The sequence below is a fragment of the Chryseobacterium urinae genome (assembly GCF_030518295.1).
Lineage (GTDB): Bacteria > Bacteroidota > Bacteroidia > Flavobacteriales > Weeksellaceae > Chryseobacterium > Chryseobacterium mucoviscidosis.
In genome coordinates this window covers 42182-62581 of record NZ_JAULSJ010000012.1, presented here as the reverse complement: position 1 = coordinate 62581, position 20400 = coordinate 42182, and the positions used below count along the sequence as shown (strand labels likewise).

Genomic DNA, 20400 nt, shown 5'->3' with positions numbered 1-20400 from the left:
TATAATTTATAGCAATGTCAATTTTATCAGAAAACATGCGGTATTTAAGAGGTAAGCTCAATCTGTCTCAACAAAAGGTTGCCGATGATCTTTTAATTACCCGAGGCCGATATAGTAAGTATGAAGATGATGCCGCAGCGCCACCCCTTGATATTTTAGTGAAAATTTCAAGATATTATAATATCAGCATCGATTTACTTTTGACCATCAACGTCAGCAAATATTCGATTGATGAGATTATGGAGCTCCCTGACAATAGGATTGTTCTGCCTATCAGGGTTGATCAGGATGGAAACGATCAGATTGAGATTATTCCACAAAAAGCCTCTATGGGTTATCTGAACGGTTATGGAGATCCGGAATACATAGAAAGTTTGGAAACGATATCCTTACCTTTTTTAAAAGGTGGGAAGTTTAGAGCGTTTCCAGCGGACGGAGATTCTATGCCGCCTTATAAGAACGGAACTTATATTGTTGGAAAATATGTAGAAAATCTTTCTGATCTGAAAACGGACCGGACTTATATTTTCATCACCACTAATGATGGAATCAGTTACAAAAGATTCCAGTTTCATGAAGCAGACAGTATATGGGTAAAAGCTGACAATCAATTTTATGAGCCATATAAAATTCCATTATCTGAAATTAAAGAGATCTGGGAATTTGCCTGTAGTATCAATACGATAGAATATGGAGCTGATGAATTTGCAGAACGTAATATTCAAAACTTTATGACAGAGATCAAGACCGATATCAAACAGATTAAAGAAAAAATAGGAGATAAGAATTGAATTCATTTGAATAAAGCTCAAAAATAAGTTTCCTAACATTACTTCATAAAAAAAAATCTCCTAAGGGAAGCAAAAACACAAATGATGAAAAAAATCCCGTATAAACGGGCCAGATCAAATATAAATATTTTAATAGAAAATTGCAATGAGTCAGCTGAGTTTATTTGATACGGAAGAGTTTTATAAATTTCCAAAAGACCTTTTGGAATACAAGGAACATTTCCTGAGCAGCAAAGAAGCCGATGAATTGAAAGATATACTGCTGAAAACGACACCTTGGGAACAGCGAACTCAGAAGATGTATGATAAAACAGTTGTAACACCCCGCCTTACTGCTTGGTATGGAGGAAATGATAGCTCTTACGATTCAGACGGAAATGTTTCAGGAACTAATCCTTGGACTCCCGAGCTTTATACTTTAAAAGAAAGGATAGAAAAAGAATTTGGGTATCAGTTCAATGGTGTTTTATTAAACCTGTATCGTGATAATAATGATTCCGTGGCATGGCACAGAGATAAAGAAAGCCGCTATGGAAAACGACCTGTGATTGCATCAATCAGTTTAGGTCAAACCAGAAACTTTGATTTCAGAAAAAAAGACCATCATCAGAGCAAATACAGTTTGCCATTGCCTCACGGTTCGTTACTCATTATGAAAGGGGATTTACAGGAAAACTGGGAACATCGAATTGCTAAATCAACAGTAAAAATGAAAGAAAGGATTAATTTGACCTTTCGTTTAATTATTTAAATAAACTCTTACTTATCCAATTAACTTTTCCTATTTTAGAAAAAATAAGAAAGTATTAATAACCATTATTTTATGACTCAAAAAACACATCGGATTAGTTTTCATTTTTTCGATATCGGCGGCGGTGATGCTATTTTTATCAGATTTTTAGGAACAGATTCCCAATGGCATAATATACTTATTGATGGAGGATATGGTAAAGAGTACAAAAATTCTTTTGCCCCATTAATAAAAGAAATTTTGTCTTCTGGCGAACAAATTGAAAATTGGATTATCAGCCATATAGATCGCGACCATATCGGTGCCGTAAAAGGTTTTGTCGTGGACAAAAAAATTGAAAATAAACAAGACGCTGTAAAGAATTTTTTATTTAATCATTCTCCTGAGATGATAAAGGAATCTAATGGGAAAATCTCAGTCGGTGACGGGATTTTACTTAGGGATTTTTTAACTGCAAATAATCTTCTTACCACAGTGCCAATAAATACTGAAACATTACCAATTGAATGTTTTGGTTTTAAAATGACCATTCTTTCACCTACACCTGAAAAGGAAGCTGCTGCAACAGAATTGTGGAAAGAAGAAGAAAGTAATGGTAAAATTGGTAGAAAAGAAAATCAATCCGACCATAAAAAAATAATTGAAGAACTTACAGGGAATGAATTTAAACCGGATACAGATCCTGTTAATGGAAGCTCTATTGCTGTTCTTGCCGAGTTTGATAAGGTAAAAGTACTCTTATTAGCCGACAGTCATCCCTCTGATATAATTGACAGTTTAGATGCATTGGGGTATAATAAAGATCGGCCACTGCCCGTGAAGTTTATGCAATTATCACATCATGGCAGTAAAGCCAATACCTGCCCTAAATTGCTGGAAATAGTTCAGACCAATTGTTATGTGATAACTGGAAACGGTATCCATAACAGACATCCGGATAAAGAGACTATAGTTAGAATCATTACGAACGAGAGAAGAAATTCTGAAATTATCAAAATTCATTTTGCTTGTGATACTCAAGAATTGAGAAATATCTTTGAGGTCGATGACGACGCTTTTGAAAGATATACATTTGAATGTGATTATTCACAAATAGGACCTGACAGCTTAGAACTTTCGTACCTGCCCTTAACTCATAAAATATGAATGAAAATATACCACAGCTTTCTACAATCAAAATCAGATGTAACCACGAAATTGCTACAGCAGTAATTTTCTACCCGAGTCCTGATGTTGATGACGTGTATGTCTTGACTGCAAAACATTGTTTAGAAGGTAAAAAGTTCGATAAAGAATATGTAAATACGGATATTAAACTTGAAGAGATTTTTAATCAGGAAACATCAGAATTTCATTCATACAATTTGACCGAAACAGATATTGTTATTGTGTCAGATGATGATGAGGATATGGCATTGTTGATTCTTTCTAAAAAGAATATTCTTCCACTTACAGGTAAACAATTTTTTTGTCAGGTAATTGATACTGATGAAATGGTGGAAGATTATCAAATTAGAGGGTATGCTAATTTTAATGATCAAGAGGCAGATCGATCTTTTCCTATGAAATTTATCGAAGATATCAAGAGCAATCGATATAAATTTACACTAAAGTCTGAAAATTCTCTCGATACATATTATCAACAGGCCTTGGAAAATGTTGAAGGATTGTCTGGAAGTGGCGCTTATTCTATCTTGTATGGAAAAACTTATTTTACAGGTATTATTCATACATACGAGGACGGTGGATTTTTTTTGGCGACCAAAGTTTTAGCATACAATAAGCTGATTCCATATCCTAAGTTCAGTCTGATCAATTCTATCAAACCGGAGACAGATAAAGATGTTCTCTTAAGTTATGAAGAAATGGAAAAAAATGAACAAACCACTAATTCTAGAACTAGAGAAAAAATCGGAGATTTTAATGTTCCTCGTGATAATATAGACCTCCTGCAATTGCTTAAAGAAAAGAATCTTGTAGTGGTTCATGGAAACCCGGGAGTTGGAAAATCGGCTTTGACAAAATCAGCTGTAAGTGATTTGAAAATGTCTGGAGATCGTAGTGTTTTAACTTTTACCGCTGAAAACCTGTATTGTGAAACAATTAGTGAAGCTTTGATAAAAGCCGGATGTAAAGTTAGTATCGAACAAATATTGGCAAGTCCTTTATCAAATAAGTATTTTTTAATTTGGATAGAAAGCTTTGAAAAACTAATAGAGTCAGGTAGCTCGGGAGCATTTAATGAACTACTTCAGATACTGGAAAAAAATAAAAATATAACTATAGTTTTAACAATAAGAGACTACTTATTACAGAAGTTTAAAATCGATTACTATTATGAGCTGCCAGAAAATATTGCTTATTTTCAAGTAGGTGAATTTAATGATGCTGAGGTTGAATTAATCGTTGAAAAAATTCCTGACTTACTGCCATTGATGGAAAATTCTAAGATTAAGCATCTTTTGAGAACTCCTTATTATCTTGATAAAGCTGTACGAATTATACCAGAACTATTAAGTGAGGAACACTTGGACGAGTTACAATTTAAAAGGTTAATGTGGAAATATATTGTTGAAGACAATCAATCACGACGAGGAACTGTTTTCTATGAGATTTGTCTTAAAAGATCTAGAGAAATGTCTCTTTTTACAACATATGAGAGCGATAACAGTGTGACTGCTGATCTTGTTAAAGATAATATTCTACAGTTGGATGATATGTCCGATACCAGTGCTTACAGTCCTTCTCACGACATATTGGAAGATTGGGCATTGATCAGATTTATAAGAAATCAAAAATCGGAGATTGCAAACTCAAAAGATTTTTTACTTTCGATAGAAAATACTCCCGCCATGAGAAGGGCATTCAGATTATGGATGGAAGAGTTTTATGAATATGAACCGGAAGCTTCCGTATATTTTATGCACGAGCTCTTAAGTGATGATACTTTGTCCCCTTCATGGAAAGATGAGCTACTGATTGTTTCACTTAGATCAAATCATTCCAAAGTACTACTGGATAGTTTAAAAGTACAGCTTCTTGAAGATGAAGCGAAATTGTTGGATCGCATAATCTATTTACTACAAACGAGTTGTAAAAAAATAGATCCTCAAAAAAGAAATTTTAATGATCTTCTGCCTATTGGCTCCGGATGGGATTATATAATTGATTTTATCAAAGCTAATATTAATGAAATTAAGCTGCAAAATTTTGAATTAAAACATTTGACTCTTATTGAATCATGGTCAAAACAGCTCCCTGAATTTAACCAAGGCATACTTCCATCTGGTGCAAAAAGCGCTGCTTTTCTGTTGGAAGATTTTATTTTTAGGTTGCAGGGTCGTTCAATTCAGAGGAGATTAGGCAGGAGATCTTCTGAATATTTAAAAAAATATATTAAAATTCTTTTTAAATTGACGGCAGCCGATCAGGAACTTATTGCTTCGATTATTCAAGCTTGCTTGATTCCTGAAACAGGTAATGAAAGATGGACTGATCCTGCTTTTCTACGAGAAATAAGAGCTTATATTACCGGAGGTGTTATTTCAGATCAAATTTGTCGCTTTTTCCCTGAAGAAGTTATTCAAATGGCTACTGAAGACTGGGCTCAAAAGGAAGAGAAATATGCACCGGGGAGTATTAATAGTATGCTTATTCGAGAGCCTAAAGTAAATGATTTTGGTTTAAATAAAGATTTAGAATATGATTATGGATTACCATCAGGTTATCAGACTTTTTTTTATTGGATGTTTTTGTATCACGGTGAAAAAGCTCTTGATTTCCTTATTCCATTTTTAAATGATGCTTTTGAAAAAAATTATGAAATTCTTCTGTCTTTAAAAAAGAGAGGGGTGGAAAGGATTGAGGTTGTTTTTGAAGATGGATCGTGTGGTGTATACTATGGGAATCCTGAGTACTGGTCTATGTACCGAGGATTTTCAATTTATGATAAGGTCTTAATATCAGTGCTGATGGCTTTGGAAAAGACTTTGTTAGAAATTGGGGATAAAAAAGATTTTTCAACAGCACGCATATTTTTAGACAGGTTGATAAGAGAGTCTAACAATATTGCCATTTTAGGAGTGGTCTGCAGCATTTTACAAGCATTTCCTAATTTAGTTGATGAAACTTCTGTCTCCTTATTAGGTGTCCCACTGTTTTTTAAGTGGGATTCTACAAGGTCTACTTCGGATATGATGAGAAGCAATGTCTATAATGACGAAGAATTCGAAAGAAAAGAACGAATTGCCGCAAATCAAAGAATTCATCGCAATAAGTATTATGTAGGTTTAGTTGGATTTGTGGCTGACTATATGTTTTATCAACGAGAGTATAATGAACTTTTATTCAAACAGGTCGACAGAATGTGGGAGAATGTCAAGGAAGATGATTGGCTTTTTAAAAAGTTTTTGTTTGATATGGATGCTAGAAAGTATGAATTTAAACATTTTAATCAAAAGGGATATGAAAATTATGTTCAGGTAGTTCCCGGATATGATGATACAATTAGAAATGTTGTAGAAAGTGGGAATGATTATACAGTTCCGACAGCTAATACGACTTGGGCAAGAAAAGTTTTCGAATACGAAGAAGTTGATGATCATAACTATGAAACTTGGAAAATAGGATATGAATTTATTTTGCAACTAGATGGTAGACGAGAAATTATGGTTTCTCCAGGTACTATGGCGTCTATTGCTCTTCGTGACTTTTCAAATCAACTTCAACCTGATGAAATTGCATGGTGTTGTGAAACTATTATCAATTTAGAAGCAAAAAAATTAGCGAAAACAGATCCATACGCTATTAATTTTGATTTATTGGATAATATACCTTCTCTTAAAGGATTATGCTATATTTTTAAAGTTGATATTGAGCAAGATTTAAAATTGAAGGTTAAAGAATTAATTTTCCGTTTACTTTTAAAGGGTCTTGACGCTAGGGAACGAATCGCTTTGCAGCACGCTATTTTACAGGAATTAGTATTATTTGAACCTGATTTTGTTTTAAACTGTTGGTATGGATTAGCAGAAGCCATCGTAATTCTAAAGGCACAAAATAAAGAAAGCGAGAGAAAGCGAATGTTATATCATCAAGGGAAATTAAGTGCTCGTGATTTTAATAAGTCGGAAGAAGACAATTGGTCGGAAGTACTAATTAATTCTGTTATCAAAGGAAGTATAAACATACCTGATGAAATTATCGTTTCATTAGACTTACATACTCAGTGGTACTTGGATGACATGCTTCGTATCATCCCATGGAATACGGCTCTTCCTGCTCACCACAAATTTATTCAGGATGTTCTGACACTACACACTGTTTTTTTAAATGATCCCAAATCAAGCATGCTGGATTTTTATGAAAGTAGACATGCATTTACTTTTTATTATCCACGATATCTGCTGAATCAGCCTACAGAATTATCATTACCTCTCTTAAAAAAAATACTTGATTCAAGTATAGAAACACCTGAAAAAAGTATCCCTGATGATTATTTAAAATTTATATATAAGTTAGTTGAAGAGTTTATTAGAGCAGCGATAGGTAGAATTCAACTCGAAAATTTCTGGATATTTTGGGAATTTTTGAAAGATTGGATGATCAATAACAGCAATGCGAGATTTCTACCAATTTTTCTTTTTGACATTGACTGGGTGGAGAGCTCTGAAAAATGGTCAGTATTGGATGGTAAAAGCTTATATTTCAAAGATTTTATAATTACTTTAGGATTTAACAGAATTAATTCATCGATAAAATTTTTAAGTGGCATTGCATTTTATAATTTTATGCCTAACTCAATATCATGGATTGTTCCCATGCTCCAAAGCCAAAATGCTGAACTGGTCGAGAACGATATTTTAGAAAAATTCGTTGAAAAAGCTTTTTATAAATATGGTGGTAAAATAAAAAGAGATAAAAATACTTTAGCTGACTTTCTATTTATTTTAGATTTTCTAGTCAAAAGAAGTTCTCCTAAAGCCTATATGTTACGAGAAGAATTACTTCAATTTAAATAATTAACATTTTGTCGTGAGATATTTTTGGGAAATATATTAATAAAATTGGAAAATAAATGAATACAGAAGATTTTATAAGATTGATTGAGGGTCAAACGGAAAGCCCTTCACTAGATTTTAAAGCAAACAGTCCTTGGGATTATAAGAAGCTAACAAAAGATATCTTGGCAATGTCAAATCTACCAGATGGAGGTCACATTGTAATTGGAATTGAGGAAAAGGATAATGAATTTATTAATGTAGGAGTTGACCAGAAAAATATTATCACTTACAAATATGATGAAATGCGAGATCAGGTTTCAAAATATGCAGAACCAATGGTAGATTTCAATGTCTATTTTCCGGAAGATAGAAACGAATTAAAATATGTGGTAATCAAGATCTTCTCTTTCAAAGAAATTCCAACTCTTTGTAAAAAAACTCTGGACGGAGAAATGAGAGCAAGTACTTTGTATTATAGAAATACAAATAAGAGACCTGAAAGCGCAGCCATATCAAATGTCAGCGATTTGCGAGATCTCATTGAGTTGGCAGCCGTTAGATTAATGCAACGCAGAAAAAGTTTTGGCTATACCATTCCCAATATTGACGCAGAAATATTTGACGCAGAAATAAAAGCTTTTCAGCAGACATCATCATATGAATTAATAAAATCGAAAGGCAATTGCGAAGTTTATATAACTCCTCTTCAAAAAGGTAATTTACATAGTCTTAAAAGATGTCTTGAAGTTGTCGAAAAAGCACAGGTAAAGGCGTCATGGTCATTGCCATTTATACCAAGAACGTTACACGAGGGTAGTTTAGTTACTGCTGAAAATTCTTACGAGGCTTTTTCCGATTTAGGAGCTCGAAAAGAACTGTGGAGAATGTATTTGTCAGAGAGTTTTTGCATGATTAACAGCTTTGTAGAAGACTGGCTAGAAGGTGATCATTTGAGAGGGGCTTGGGCATCAAAATTTCCTTCTGGTCAATACTTGTTTTATTATACAAGTATTATACATTATCTTACTCAACTATATGTTTTTATTGAACACTTAACAATAGAAGGATTATATAAAGAAGGTTTGAGTATTTCTATTATATTTAATGAGTTAAAAGATAGAAGATTACATTTGGACAGCGAGAATCACATGCCGCTTATGAAGATAAGAACGACAAAAACAGATAAAATCACTATTAATGAGGAATATTCACGATTAGAAATTCTGGAGGGAGGTATAAATATTTCAAGTTCTATAATTTTAAAAGTTTTAGATTACTTTAGTTTTTACCCTTCAAAAGAGTCAGTTTTACAGATTCAGAAACAGTTCTTAGAAAAAGGTTACTAAAGAAAATTACGTAAATTCAGTTCAATTTTAGAACCTATTTTAAGATGATTTTTTGAATATTTAATATGTACATCTATATTAAAGAAGTATTATAATTTGGAAAGACCAATATTGATATAAGAATTTTGATTGTCCGTTTATTAACCTAAAGCTTCGACAGGCTCAGCTTGACATCGCTAGAAATCAAGCGTTTAGTATTAGAGGTGTCACACTGAGCTTGTCGAAGTGCCTGTTATAAATAATTGATTTTCATATCAGTGCAAAGTAATAGGTTGTTTAACGGATAATCATATAAGAATTTAATATATTATTCATCTAAAAATCAAGTGTAAATTAATATATAATTTTGTTTTGAAAAAAATGAAAATTAGTTTACTGAAAAATTGAGTTAAAATTAAATTATGGTGGCAATATTATTTAAATGTACATATCTAATTTTATCTAAAAGCATCAGTTTTTTTCTATAATTATAAATGACTTAGATGTATTGTAGGTATTTTATTTTTTTGATTCGGCATAATCAAATGTATAATTTCCTTAAAATTTTAGGATAAAATATTTTTTTGGTAATTATATTTTATACATTTGCATTATGAAATTTGTAAGACTACTTTTCATCATCTATTTTGTGGCGTTATCCATAATGCCATGTCTAGATAGTGCAAATGCTCAGTCTTTTAAGCAAGATTTCAATTATTCTTTAAGTTCAAAGACACAAGAAGATTCACATTCGAAGGCAGATTCTTGTTCTCCATTTTGTTCTTGCAACTGTTGCAGAACCACGGTGGCATCTTATAAAATCGAACCAATTCTAGTTTTTTCAAGAATCGCTACTGCGTTTTTTTCTAAGAAAATCCATTTTCAGAAAAACGACTTCGCTTATTTGGTGTACGACCAAATCTGGCAACCGCCTAAAATATAATTTTTATTGATATGATGGAAGGATTCCCTTTCATCTAAATTGTCTTGGAAACTTTGCAATATCATTGCACTGTAATCCTATTCATCTTTGCATCATCTTTTAAATTCAGTTTTATACTGATTTTAACTTTGGGCAATCCAATAAAAATTAAATTCAATGTTAGATAAAATCATAAGATTTAGTATCAAGAACAAGATTGTCATTGGTATCATGACCTTGTTATTGATTATTTGGGGAGTTTGGAGCGCAACCAAACTGCCAATTGATGCTACACCGGATATTACCAATAATCAGGTGCAGATCATCACAGTATGTCCCACACTTGCTGGACAGGAAGTAGAACAACTTGTTACCTTCCCAATTGAACAAAGTATCGCAAATGTACCAGATATTGAGGAAACTAGGAGTATTTCTAGATTCGGTCTATCAGTGATTACAGTTGTTTTTAAAGAAGAGGTAGATATTTATTTTGCTCGCCAACTGGTTACTGAAAAATTAAAACAAGCAGAAGAAGAAATTCCCCAAGGTGTTGGAACTCCTGAACTTGCCCCTGTTAGTACTGGACTTGGAGAAGTTTATCAATATATCCTGCATCCCAAAAAAGGCAGTGAGAAAAAGTATGATGCTAAAGAACTGCGAACAATGCAGGACTGGATTGTGCGAAGACAGCTTAATGGAACACCTGGAGTTGCAGAGATCAACAGTTTTGGCGGTCAGTTAAAACAATACGAGGTCGCTGTAAATCCAGACAGATTAAGAGCGATGGGCGTAAGTATATCTGATATTTTTACCGCTCTCGAAAAAAATAATCAGAATACAGGAGGTGCTTATATTGATAAAAAGCCAAATGCATATTTTATCCGTGGAATCGGTTTGGTAACATCTTTAGAAGACGCAGGGAACATTGTAGTTAAAAATAATACGGGCAGTGTTCCAATCTTCATAAAAGATGTTGCTGAAGTGCGTCTGGGAAGTGCTGTGAGATATGGTGCAATGACTTTTAATGGTCAGGTCGATGCTGTGGGAGGTGTTGTTATGATGCTAAAGGGAGCCAACAGTAATGAAGTGGTGAACAGAATTAAAGAAAAGATACCAGTTATACAAAAATCTCTTCCTGCAGACGTTGTAATTGAACCTTATTTAGATAGAACCGACCTGGTTGGAAGAGCAATCGACACAGTAGAAAAAAACCTAATTGAAGGTGCACTCATTGTCATCTTCGTACTTGTTATCTTCTTGGGTAATTTAAGAGCAGGTTTAATTGTAGCATCAGCTATTCCATTATCATTACTGTTTGCATTAGGAATGATGAATGTGTTTGGTGTGAGTGCTAACCTGATGAGTTTAGGAGCGATTGATTTCGGGCTTATTGTTGATGGGGCAGTTATTATTGTGGAAGCTACCTTACATCATTTAGGCTTGAATAAATCAAAAAAAATGCTTACCCAAGCAGAAATGGATGAAGAAGTTTTTCTTTCTGCATCCAAAATCAGAAGTAGTGCAGCATTTGGAGAAATCATTATTCTAATTGTATACATTCCGATTTTAACATTGGTGGGAGTAGAAGGTAAAATGTTTACGCCTATGGCTAAAACTGTGGGATTTGCTATTTTGGGCGCTCTGATTTTATCATTGACTTATATTCCGATGATGAGTGCTTTATTCTTATCAAAAAAGATGAGCCACAAAGAAAATTTCTCTGATAAAATGATGAACAGAATTCAGAAAGTTTATCAGCCTTTATTGGAAAAAGCATTAAAAATAAAATATTGGCTGGTTGGAGGAACCGTAGCTCTCTTTGCTGTAGCAATATTTGTTTTTGGGAGAATGGGTGGTGAATTTATACCTCAGTTGCAGGAAGGCGATTTTGCATTCCACTGTATCCTTCCACAAGGAAGTTCCTTAAATCAAAGTATTGAAACTTCAATGCAGGCTTCAAGAATTATAAAACAGTTTGATGAGGTAAAAATGGTTGTTGGTAAAACTGGCGCTGCTGAAGTACCTACCGACCCAATGCCACCGGAAGCTACTGATATGATGGTTATCTTGAAACCTCAGAAAGAATGGAAAACAAAGAAAACGTATGACGAACTCGCTGATGAAATCTCAGAGAAATTAGAAGTGATTCCTGGAGTTTTCTTTGAAAAGAACCAACCTATCCAAATGCGTTTCAATGAGTTAATGACAGGTATTAGACAAGATGTTGCAGTTAAAATTTTTGGTGAAAACTTAGATTCTCTGGCAATTTATGCTGATAAGACTGCTAAGGTAATACAGTCTGTTAAAGGTTCTACATCTCCCCAAATTGAGCGTGTAAGCGGACTCCCTCAGATTAACGTAGAGTATGACAGAACCAGAATGGCCAATTACGGATTAAACATTGAAGACGTTAATAATGCAGTAAGTACAGCTTTTGCAGGTAAATCAGCAGGTCAGGTTTTTGAAAATGAAAGGAGGTTCGATCTGGTTGTAAGATTAGACAGTTTACACAGAACAAATATTGACGATGTTAGTAATCTAATGATTTCTACTGCCTCTGGAACGCAAATTCCACTCGCCCAGGTTGCTAATATTAGTTACAAATTAGGGCCTGCCCAAATCAGCCGCGAAGCGGGAAAAAGAAGGATTGTAATAGGTTTCAATGTGAAAGACCGTGATGTTGAAAGTGTAGTTAAGGACATACAATCAAAGCTCGATAAAGAAGTAAAACTTCCTGCAGGATATTATTTTACCTATGGAGGTCAATTTGAGAATCTTCAGGCAGCAAGTAAGAGATTAATGATTGCAGTTCCAGTATCGCTATTCTTAATCTTTATGCTGCTTTATTTTACATTTAATTCATTTAAGCAAGCCACTTTAATTTTTACGGCTATTCCTATGAGTGCGATTGGTGGTGTATTCGCATTATTATTGAGAGATATGCCATTCAGTATCAGTGCCGGAATTGGCTTTATTGCTTTATTTGGTGTTGCCGTTTTGAATGGAATTGTATTGATTGGAACATTTAATCAATTGGAAAAGGAAGGCGAGACCAATATTCTGAAAAGAGTAATGGAAGGTACAAAAACAAGATTAAGACCTGTTTTAATGACTGCAACAGTAGCTTCATTAGGATTTTTACCGATGGCTATTTCTACAGGTGCAGGAGCTGAAGTGCAAAAACCTTTGGCGACAGTTGTTATCGGAGGTTTGGTTACGGCGACTTTCTTAACATTATTTGTCTTACCAATGTTGTATATTATTTTTAATACCAAGATTAATTTAAAAAAGATCAATAACAAATCGGTAACCGCCATTGTGGTTTTAGGATTTTTATTTTTAGGACAGACTTTTAGTGCACAACAGGGAAGAACCATAACAGTCGAAGAAGCTACACGTACTGCTATTGAGAATAATCAATCAATCCGATCGAGAGATCTGGATATTAAAGCTACACAGGCATTGATTCCAACGTCCAAAGAGCTCCCGAAAATGAATGTGGATGCTCAATTGGGGCAGTATAACTCTAAGAAATTTGACCAATCATTTTCGATCTCCCAAACGATTCCATTTCCAACTTTGTTCAAAGCAAGAAAAGAGTTGATTGCGGAACAGATTAAAGGAAAGCAAATCAACAGGGAAGTTTCTATGAATGAATTAGCGAAACAGGTTCGAACGTATTATTATCAAATTGAGTATTTACAATTTAATAAATCCAAGCTTAGCAATCTGGATAGTTTATACAATGACTTTATCAGAGTTGCAACGGTTAGGTTTAAAGCCGGAGATATTAAAAAAATTGAAATCAATACAGCTGAAACACAGAGAGGGGAAATCAACTTATTGCTTAAACAGAATGAGGTTTATCTTACCAATGCCTATAAAAATTTAAAAACATTGCTAAATATTGAAGAGGATATTTCAGTTCCATTTGATCAGAACTATCATCCGCTACAAGCACAATATGTTTTAGACAGCAGTGCCATTGCACAGCATCCTACCGTAAAAGCTTTTTATCAGGAAATGCAGATTGCGGAAAAAAATAAGAAAGTTGAAAAATCTTTGGGACTTCCTGACTTTACCATCGGATATACTAATCAGTCATTGATAGGATTTCAAACCATCAACGGGATGGATCAGTATTTCAATGGAGGAAACAGGTTTCATTCGGCAACAATTGGTGTTTCTATTCCTTTGACATTTGGAGCTACGAAAGCAAGAATCCAGTCTTATGAATATCAGAGACAAATGGCAGAATCAAATGCAAAATTCCAGCAAAAGCAGCTTGAAGCGCAATTGCAAAATGCATTTAATCAATATCAGCAAAATGTTAATCAGTATGACTACTACGTTAATCAAGCGATTCCAAATGCTGAGAAAATTGCCAAAGCAGGACAATTAGGTTATAAAACAGGAGAAATTTCTTATGTAGAATATCTTTTTGCACTGCAGACTTCCACCAATATTCAGCTTAAATACCTGGAATCTATTCAACAGGTCAACGAATCTGTAGTTATCATTAATTCAATCATCAATAAATAGACAAATGAAAATCAAATATAGCATTGTATCTCTAGCCTTAATTTCTATTCTAGCGGTCAGCTGTGGAAAAAAAGATGCTCCGGCAGAAGGAGAAGAGAAACCAAAAACAGAACAGGCAGAAGAAAGTCACGAAGAAGCTCCGCAAACTATTGCGGAACTGACTGAAGAACAGATGAAATCTGTAGGAATCAGTCTTGGAACTTTAGAAATGAAAGATTTAGCCTCAACTATTAAGGCAAATGGTGTTCTTCGTGTACCCAATAACAGAAAGGCAACGGTCACTTCACTGTATGGAGGTGTCATTAAGACATTAACCGTTCAGATAGGAGATTATGTAAGACAGGGACAGGTTATTGCTACAATCAGTAACCCTGAATACATTCAGTTACAGGAACAATATCTGACTATTAACAGCAGAATAACTTATGCAGAGCAGGAATTCAGAAGGCAAAAGGAGCTTTTTGACAATGATGCCGGAGCAAAAAAGAATCTGCAAAGTTCTGATGCGGAGCTAAAAAGTTTAAGAACCCAGAGATCATCGTTACAAAGACAATTACAGCTAATGGGAATCAGTCCTGGGAAAGTAAGCAATGGAAACCTAAGATCAGGCTTGGTCATTACATCGCCAATCAGCGGAACAGTTAGTACGATTAATGCACAGATAGGAAGTTATGTTGATGTATCGTCACCGGTTTTGGAGATCATCGATAACAGCTCAATTCATTTGGATTTACAAGTCTTTGAAAGAGATCTTCCCAAAATGAAAGTTGGTCAGATTGTGCAGTTTAAGCTCACCAACAATCCGGAAGAAACCTTTAATGCAAAAGTGTACAGCATCGGATCATCTTTTGAAAATGAAAGTAAAACGATTTCAGTTCATGCAATGGTTACCGGGAACAAAGCTGGCTTGATTGACGGAATGAATATTACAGGAAATGTAAGCCTTGGAAATTCACAAACTCCCGCCGTTCCAAATGAAGCTATTGTAGAAGCCGATGGTAAATTCTATGTATTTGTACAAACTTCTAAAAAAGTGGAAGAGCACGCTGAAGAAAAAGGAGATGACGATCATGGTCACGGGCATGATGAAGGAGAGGCGGAACACGGTCACAAAAATGAAACCGAAGCAGGAAACCATGCAAAGGAGCAGGCTAAGAAAATGAATTTTGAAAAAATTGAAGTGGTAAAAGGGACTTCAGATATGGGTTACACAGCGATTACGCCTGTGAGTGCAATTGCACCTGATGCAAAAATTGTGGTAAAAGGCGCATTCTTCGTGAATGCTAAGCTTTCTAATGCAGGAGACCACGGACATTAATTAATCAATAATCAAGTGAAATCCTATCTTGATTTCACTTGATTTTAAAAATATTAGTTATGCCTTTAAAACAAGAATTAGAAACCCAGGGAAATTGGCTGTTCAGATACAGAAGTTTTTTGCCGATTATCGTTCTGGCGCTTGGCTTAGGAGTTTTTATCCAAAATGTTTTGCTGAAAAACGATAATGATTGTTCACTTTTCTTTGAGATGCTTTGTTTAGCTGTAAGCATTTTAGGTTTGATTATAAGAGTGTATACTGTTGGTTTTACTCCGCATAATACTTCAGGAAGAAATACAAAAGCAGGGCAGGTTGCAGATGAATTAAACACTACAGGTATTTACAGTACAACCAGAAATCCATTGTACTTAGGTAATTTTTTTATGTGGCTTGGGCTTGCGATGTTTACTGAAAATCTGTGGTTTGTAATTTCATTTGTGTTTTTTTATTGGGTCTATTATGAAAGGATTGTTTTTGCTGAAGAGCAATTTTTAGAAAGAAAATTTGGAGAGCAATATACTAAGTGGGCTGATAAAGTACCGGTTTTTATACCGAATTTATACCTTTTCAGAAATACTCATCTTAGCTTCAGTTTAAAAAAAGTTCTATTAAAAGAAAAAAACGGACTTTTTGCCATGTTTCTGATTTTTACTGTTTTTGAAATTACCGGAGAAATTATCCTAAGACATACGCATTATAATATGATTTTTATTGTAGGCTGTATTCTTACTATGATTCTATACATTATTTTAAAAGTAATAAAAAAACGTAAAACAATGTTGCAAAATAAATTTAGTCAATAATTAAAAAATCCTCAATTATGCTTTTAAACAAAAGAATTTCGGTTTGGTATTTTGTTAAACAGATTAAATTTCAGATCGTTTTGATTGTCAGCTTTGCTTTTCTAATAGGCTTTTTAGACGACATTGATTTTTTGAAAAAAATTACCATACCATTGAGTATTCCTGCACTTTTAGGAACTGCTGTCTCTTTACTTTTAGCATTCAGGACTGCACAATCTTATGAAAGATGGTGGGAAGCAAGAACCGTTTGGGGCGCTATTGTGAATGATTCAAGATCATTTATGAGATTAATAAAACAATTTTTCCCTAACTCAGAAAACGATACATCTGAGTTTGCAGAACGACATATCATCTGGCTGAATGCTTTAGGAGAAAGTTTAAGAAAAGTACCTTTTTCAATAAGAGTAAGAGAATACTTAGAATCGCAAAACATCAATGCTTTAAATATTCCCAATGCCCTTTTAGATAAACATTCTGATCACCTTAGGAAATTGGCAGAACAGGAGAATTTATCTGAATACAAATTGGTACAGATGAACGATATGGTCATCAGGTTTTGTGACAGTATGGGAAAATGTGAGCGTTTAAAAAATACTGTTTTCCCTCGTGCCTACAGCATTTTGCTGCATACATTGATTTACGTTTTTGCATTTCTTCTGCCATTTGGACTGGAAGACTCACAACTTGGTGTTGAGATTGCCACGACAATTATTGTACCTGTGATTTTTATAGCTATTGAGAAAACAGCAATCATAATGCAGGACCCCTTTGAAAATACACCGGTAGATACTCCAATGACATCATTAGCAAAAACAATTGAAATCAATCTTTTGCAAATGATCGGAGAGAAGAATGTACCAGTTAAAGAAGTGAGTACAAGCTATTATGAAATGTAGGCTTAATCTAATACAAATCTTAGTGTTATGAACGATCAGAATAAAAATATTTCGGCTTCTGCAAAACATAAAAGAAATCTTTTAATTGTCTTATGTTTAAGTGGCACTTATATGATTGCCGAAGTTATTGGCGGTTTAGCTACTAAAAGTCTTGCGCTACTTGCCGATGCAGCTCATATGCTTACTGATGTGGTCGGATTATTCCTTGCTTTTATAGCAATCAAAATTGGTGAAAGAAAAGCCGATGCACAGAAAACATTCGGCTATTACCGAACAGAAATTCTGGCGGCAGTAATCAATGCGGTAGTTCTGTTGGGAATTTCTGTATATGTATTGTTTGAAGCATGGCAAAGGTTCAAAAATCCCCCTGAAGTACAGAGCACAGCTATGATGATCGTTGCCGGAATAGGCTTGCTGGTGAATATTATCGGAATCATGATTATTAGAAAAGATTCAGGTGAAAGCCTAAATATGAAGGGTGCCTACTTTGAGGTTCTTTCTGACGCGCTTACCTCAGTAGGAGTAATGATTGCCGGAGTTATTATGTTGACGACAGGATGGTATTATGCTGATCCCCTTATTTCCGCTGTGATAGGGTTATTAATATTTCCGAGAACCTGGAAGCTCTTGAAAGAAGCTGTGAATGTTTTATTAGAAGGAACTCCAAAAGATGTCAATATAGAAGAGCTTAGAAATTCTTTGGAATCTGTAAAAGGAGTTATTAAACTTCATGATCTCCACGTTTGGTCATTGACTTCCGGCGTTAATGCGATGAGTTCCCACGTAGTAGCCGACCATCAGGAAGATCTCAATAAACTTTTGAAAAATTTGTCAGATAAAGCCACCTCTGAATTTAAAATTAGCCATACTACATTCCAAATTGAAACTGAAGGGCACCAAGAGGGGGAGGTTCATCTATAATAGCAGTTGTGCCATCTTGCATTAATAGATGAAATAAGTAAATGGGAAAATTTCTAAAACATCAAATAGACTATGAATTATAAAAATCTGGGTCTATTCAAGATGAATTACATACTTACGTATTTTTTTACGCAATTAATCATTTCAAATATTTAGATATATGAAATTAAAACAAAACTATTGGGGCAATTACACATTACTGGTTTATTCTTTTTTATTTTATCTGGTATCGTCTTTACTTCTCCGATTTGGATTTTTAGCAGTCAGTTTTCAAAAGGCTGATTTATCTCTGTTACCTATAATGAAAATTTTTCTTCTGGGATTTTTGTTTGACTTTGGAGTTGGATTATTCTTTCTGCTACCATACAGTTTTTATCTATTGATTTTTCCTCAGAAATACATAAGGTCTTTATTCAATAAAATTATTACCTACAGCACTTTTATTATTTTTCTTCTTATACATTTATTTTCATTTTTTGCCGAGGTTACATTTTGGCAGGAGTTTGAGAGCCGATTTAATTTTATTGCTGTAGATTATTTGGTATATACTTACGAAGTTATTAATAACATAAATGAGTCTTACCCTTTACCCGTTTTGATATCATCGATACTTCTGCTTATGACCTTAATATTTATTTTGTTTTACAAAAGCAAAATATTCTTTTTTTCATTTAACGGACAACATAAATTTTCGGTTAGACTAATTGTTTTTTTAGGATTTTTCTGCCTTACCATAATATACTCTTTGTTTATCAGTAATAGTTTAGCAGATAAAAGTGTCAATCGTTATCAAAATGAAATTTCTAAGGCAGGAATTTATTCGTTTTTCTCCGCCTATAAAAACAATGAAATCAATTACGATCATTTTTACAAACTAATTGATAACGAAAGCGCTTTTAAAATAGTTAGAACTGATTTGAACGATAATCAAAGATTTTTCTCAAATAACCTTTCTATAGAACGAAAAATATCCAGCAAACAAAATCTTATAAAGCCAAATGTTATAATGATAACAATGGAAAGTTTCAGCGCGGACTTTATGGGTACTTTCGGGAATAAACAAGGGCTTACTCCAAATTTAGATTCTTTAGCCGGCGGTGGCATTTTATTCTCACAAATGTATGCTACAGGAACCAGAACAGTGCGTGGAATGGAGGCTTTGTCGTTAGCTGTCCCACCAACGCCAGGCAACAGTATTGTCAGAAGAGAAGATAATGATCATCTTACAACTATAGGCTCAATTTTTAGTGCACAAGGTTACGATAACACATTTATTTATGGAGGAGATGGATATTTTGATAATATGAATAAATATTTTGGAAATAACGGATATGATATTATAGATAAGAAGAGAAATCCTTTGGCAAAAGAAAACTATCAGGCATTGAGGACGCCGATCAACCAGAAAGAAATTACGTTTGAAAATGCATGGGGGATTTGTGACGAAGATTTATACAATCAAGTGATTAAACAGGCAGACCAGAAATATAAACAAGGAAAATCTTTTTATGATTTTGTGATGACCACTTCCAATCACCGTCCGTTTACATATCCTGATGGCAAAATTGATATACCATCCGGTTCGGGTAGGGAAGGTGCAATAAAATATACAGATTATGCTATCGGACAATTCTTTAAAAAAGCTAGAAGTAAGCCGTGGTTTAAAAATACAGTATTTGTGATTGTAGCTGATCACTGCGCAAGTAGCGCAGGTAAAAATGAAATTGATATTTCCAAATATCATATCCCAGCAATGATTATAAATCTTCCGAACCAAAACTCTTTAAAAATTGAAAAAATGTGTTCACAAATTGATCTTTATCCAACTTTATTTGATTTAATGGGATGGAACTACAGAAGTAACCTTTATGGTAAGAATGTTTTGAGCGACAATTATATTCCTAGAATTTTTGTAAGTACCTATCAAAAGTTGGGATATATGGAAAACGATAAACTTGTGATATTGAGCCCTCAGCAGAAAGTGGAAGCTTATTTATATAATAAAACGCAAAATCAACAGATACCAAAGATTTTTTCTGATCAGTATATTAACAAGGCTGTCGCAAATTATCAAACTGCATATTATCTCTATAAAAATCAAGGTTTGAAACAAAAATAATCAAGTAATG

The 20400-nt window shown here is 34.0% G+C and carries 12 protein-coding genes; all 12 read left to right on the top strand.

Annotation, left to right across the window (positions count from 1 at the left end):
- The first annotated feature begins 14 nt into the window (after positions 1 to 14).
- The 12 genes from QWT87_RS09590 (at position 15) to QWT87_RS09540 (ending at position 20390) form a co-directional block, all read left to right on the top strand.
- Positions 15 to 791 carry an XRE family transcriptional regulator gene (locus tag QWT87_RS09590; protein WP_027383734.1) on the top strand — a complete coding sequence of 259 codons (777 nt, stop codon included), beginning with the start codon at positions 15 to 17 and terminating at the stop codon, positions 789 to 791.
- 145 nt (positions 792 to 936) lie between these two features.
- A complete protein-coding gene (locus QWT87_RS09585) occupies positions 937 to 1542 on the top strand; it encodes an alpha-ketoglutarate-dependent dioxygenase AlkB family protein (RefSeq protein ID WP_002977361.1) in 606 nt (201 codons plus the stop codon).
- Between the two features lie 72 nt (positions 1543 to 1614).
- Positions 1615 to 2688, top strand: coding sequence for a ComEC/Rec2 family competence protein (locus QWT87_RS09580; protein ID WP_002977362.1), 1074 nt, complete (start codon positions 1615 to 1617; stop codon positions 2686 to 2688).
- The gene (locus QWT87_RS09575; protein ID WP_002977363.1) at positions 2685 to 7562 is read left to right on the top strand and encodes an NACHT domain-containing protein; all 4878 of its coding nucleotides are present in this window, start codon (positions 2685 to 2687) and stop codon (positions 7560 to 7562) included. The genes QWT87_RS09580 and QWT87_RS09575 overlap by 4 nt, the downstream gene beginning before the upstream one ends.
- 56 nt (positions 7563 to 7618) lie before the next feature.
- Complete coding sequence (locus tag QWT87_RS09570) at positions 7619 to 8890, top strand: ATP-binding protein (RefSeq protein WP_002977365.1); 1272 nt, start codon at positions 7619 to 7621, stop codon at positions 8888 to 8890.
- Between the two features lie 592 nt (positions 8891 to 9482).
- Positions 9483 to 9812, top strand: coding sequence for a DUF6660 family protein (locus tag QWT87_RS21285; RefSeq protein ID WP_050791101.1), 330 nt, complete (start codon positions 9483 to 9485; stop codon positions 9810 to 9812).
- Between the two features lie 156 nt (positions 9813 to 9968).
- Positions 9969 to 14333, top strand: a complete 4365-nt coding sequence (locus QWT87_RS09565) for a CusA/CzcA family heavy metal efflux RND transporter (RefSeq protein WP_002977367.1) — start codon at positions 9969 to 9971, stop codon at positions 14331 to 14333.
- A gap of 4 nt (positions 14334 to 14337) precedes the next feature.
- Positions 14338 to 15651, top strand: coding sequence for an efflux RND transporter periplasmic adaptor subunit (locus QWT87_RS09560; RefSeq protein WP_002977368.1), 1314 nt, complete (start codon positions 14338 to 14340; stop codon positions 15649 to 15651).
- A gap of 38 nt (positions 15652 to 15689) precedes the next feature.
- Positions 15690 to 16454, top strand: coding sequence for a methyltransferase family protein (locus QWT87_RS09555; protein WP_228370503.1), 765 nt, complete (start codon positions 15690 to 15692; stop codon positions 16452 to 16454).
- Positions 16455 to 16471: 17 nt separating this feature from the next.
- The gene (locus QWT87_RS09550; protein ID WP_002977372.1) at positions 16472 to 17350 is read left to right on the top strand and encodes a bestrophin family protein; all 879 of its coding nucleotides are present in this window, start codon (positions 16472 to 16474) and stop codon (positions 17348 to 17350) included.
- Positions 17351 to 17377: 27 nt separating this feature from the next.
- Positions 17378 to 18271, top strand: coding sequence for a cation diffusion facilitator family transporter (locus QWT87_RS09545; protein ID WP_002977374.1), 894 nt, complete (start codon positions 17378 to 17380; stop codon positions 18269 to 18271).
- Between the two features lie 160 nt (positions 18272 to 18431).
- A complete protein-coding gene (locus QWT87_RS09540; RefSeq protein WP_002977376.1) occupies positions 18432 to 20390 on the top strand; it encodes an LTA synthase family protein in 1959 nt (652 codons plus the stop codon).
- Positions 20391 to 20400: the final 10 nt, after the last annotated feature.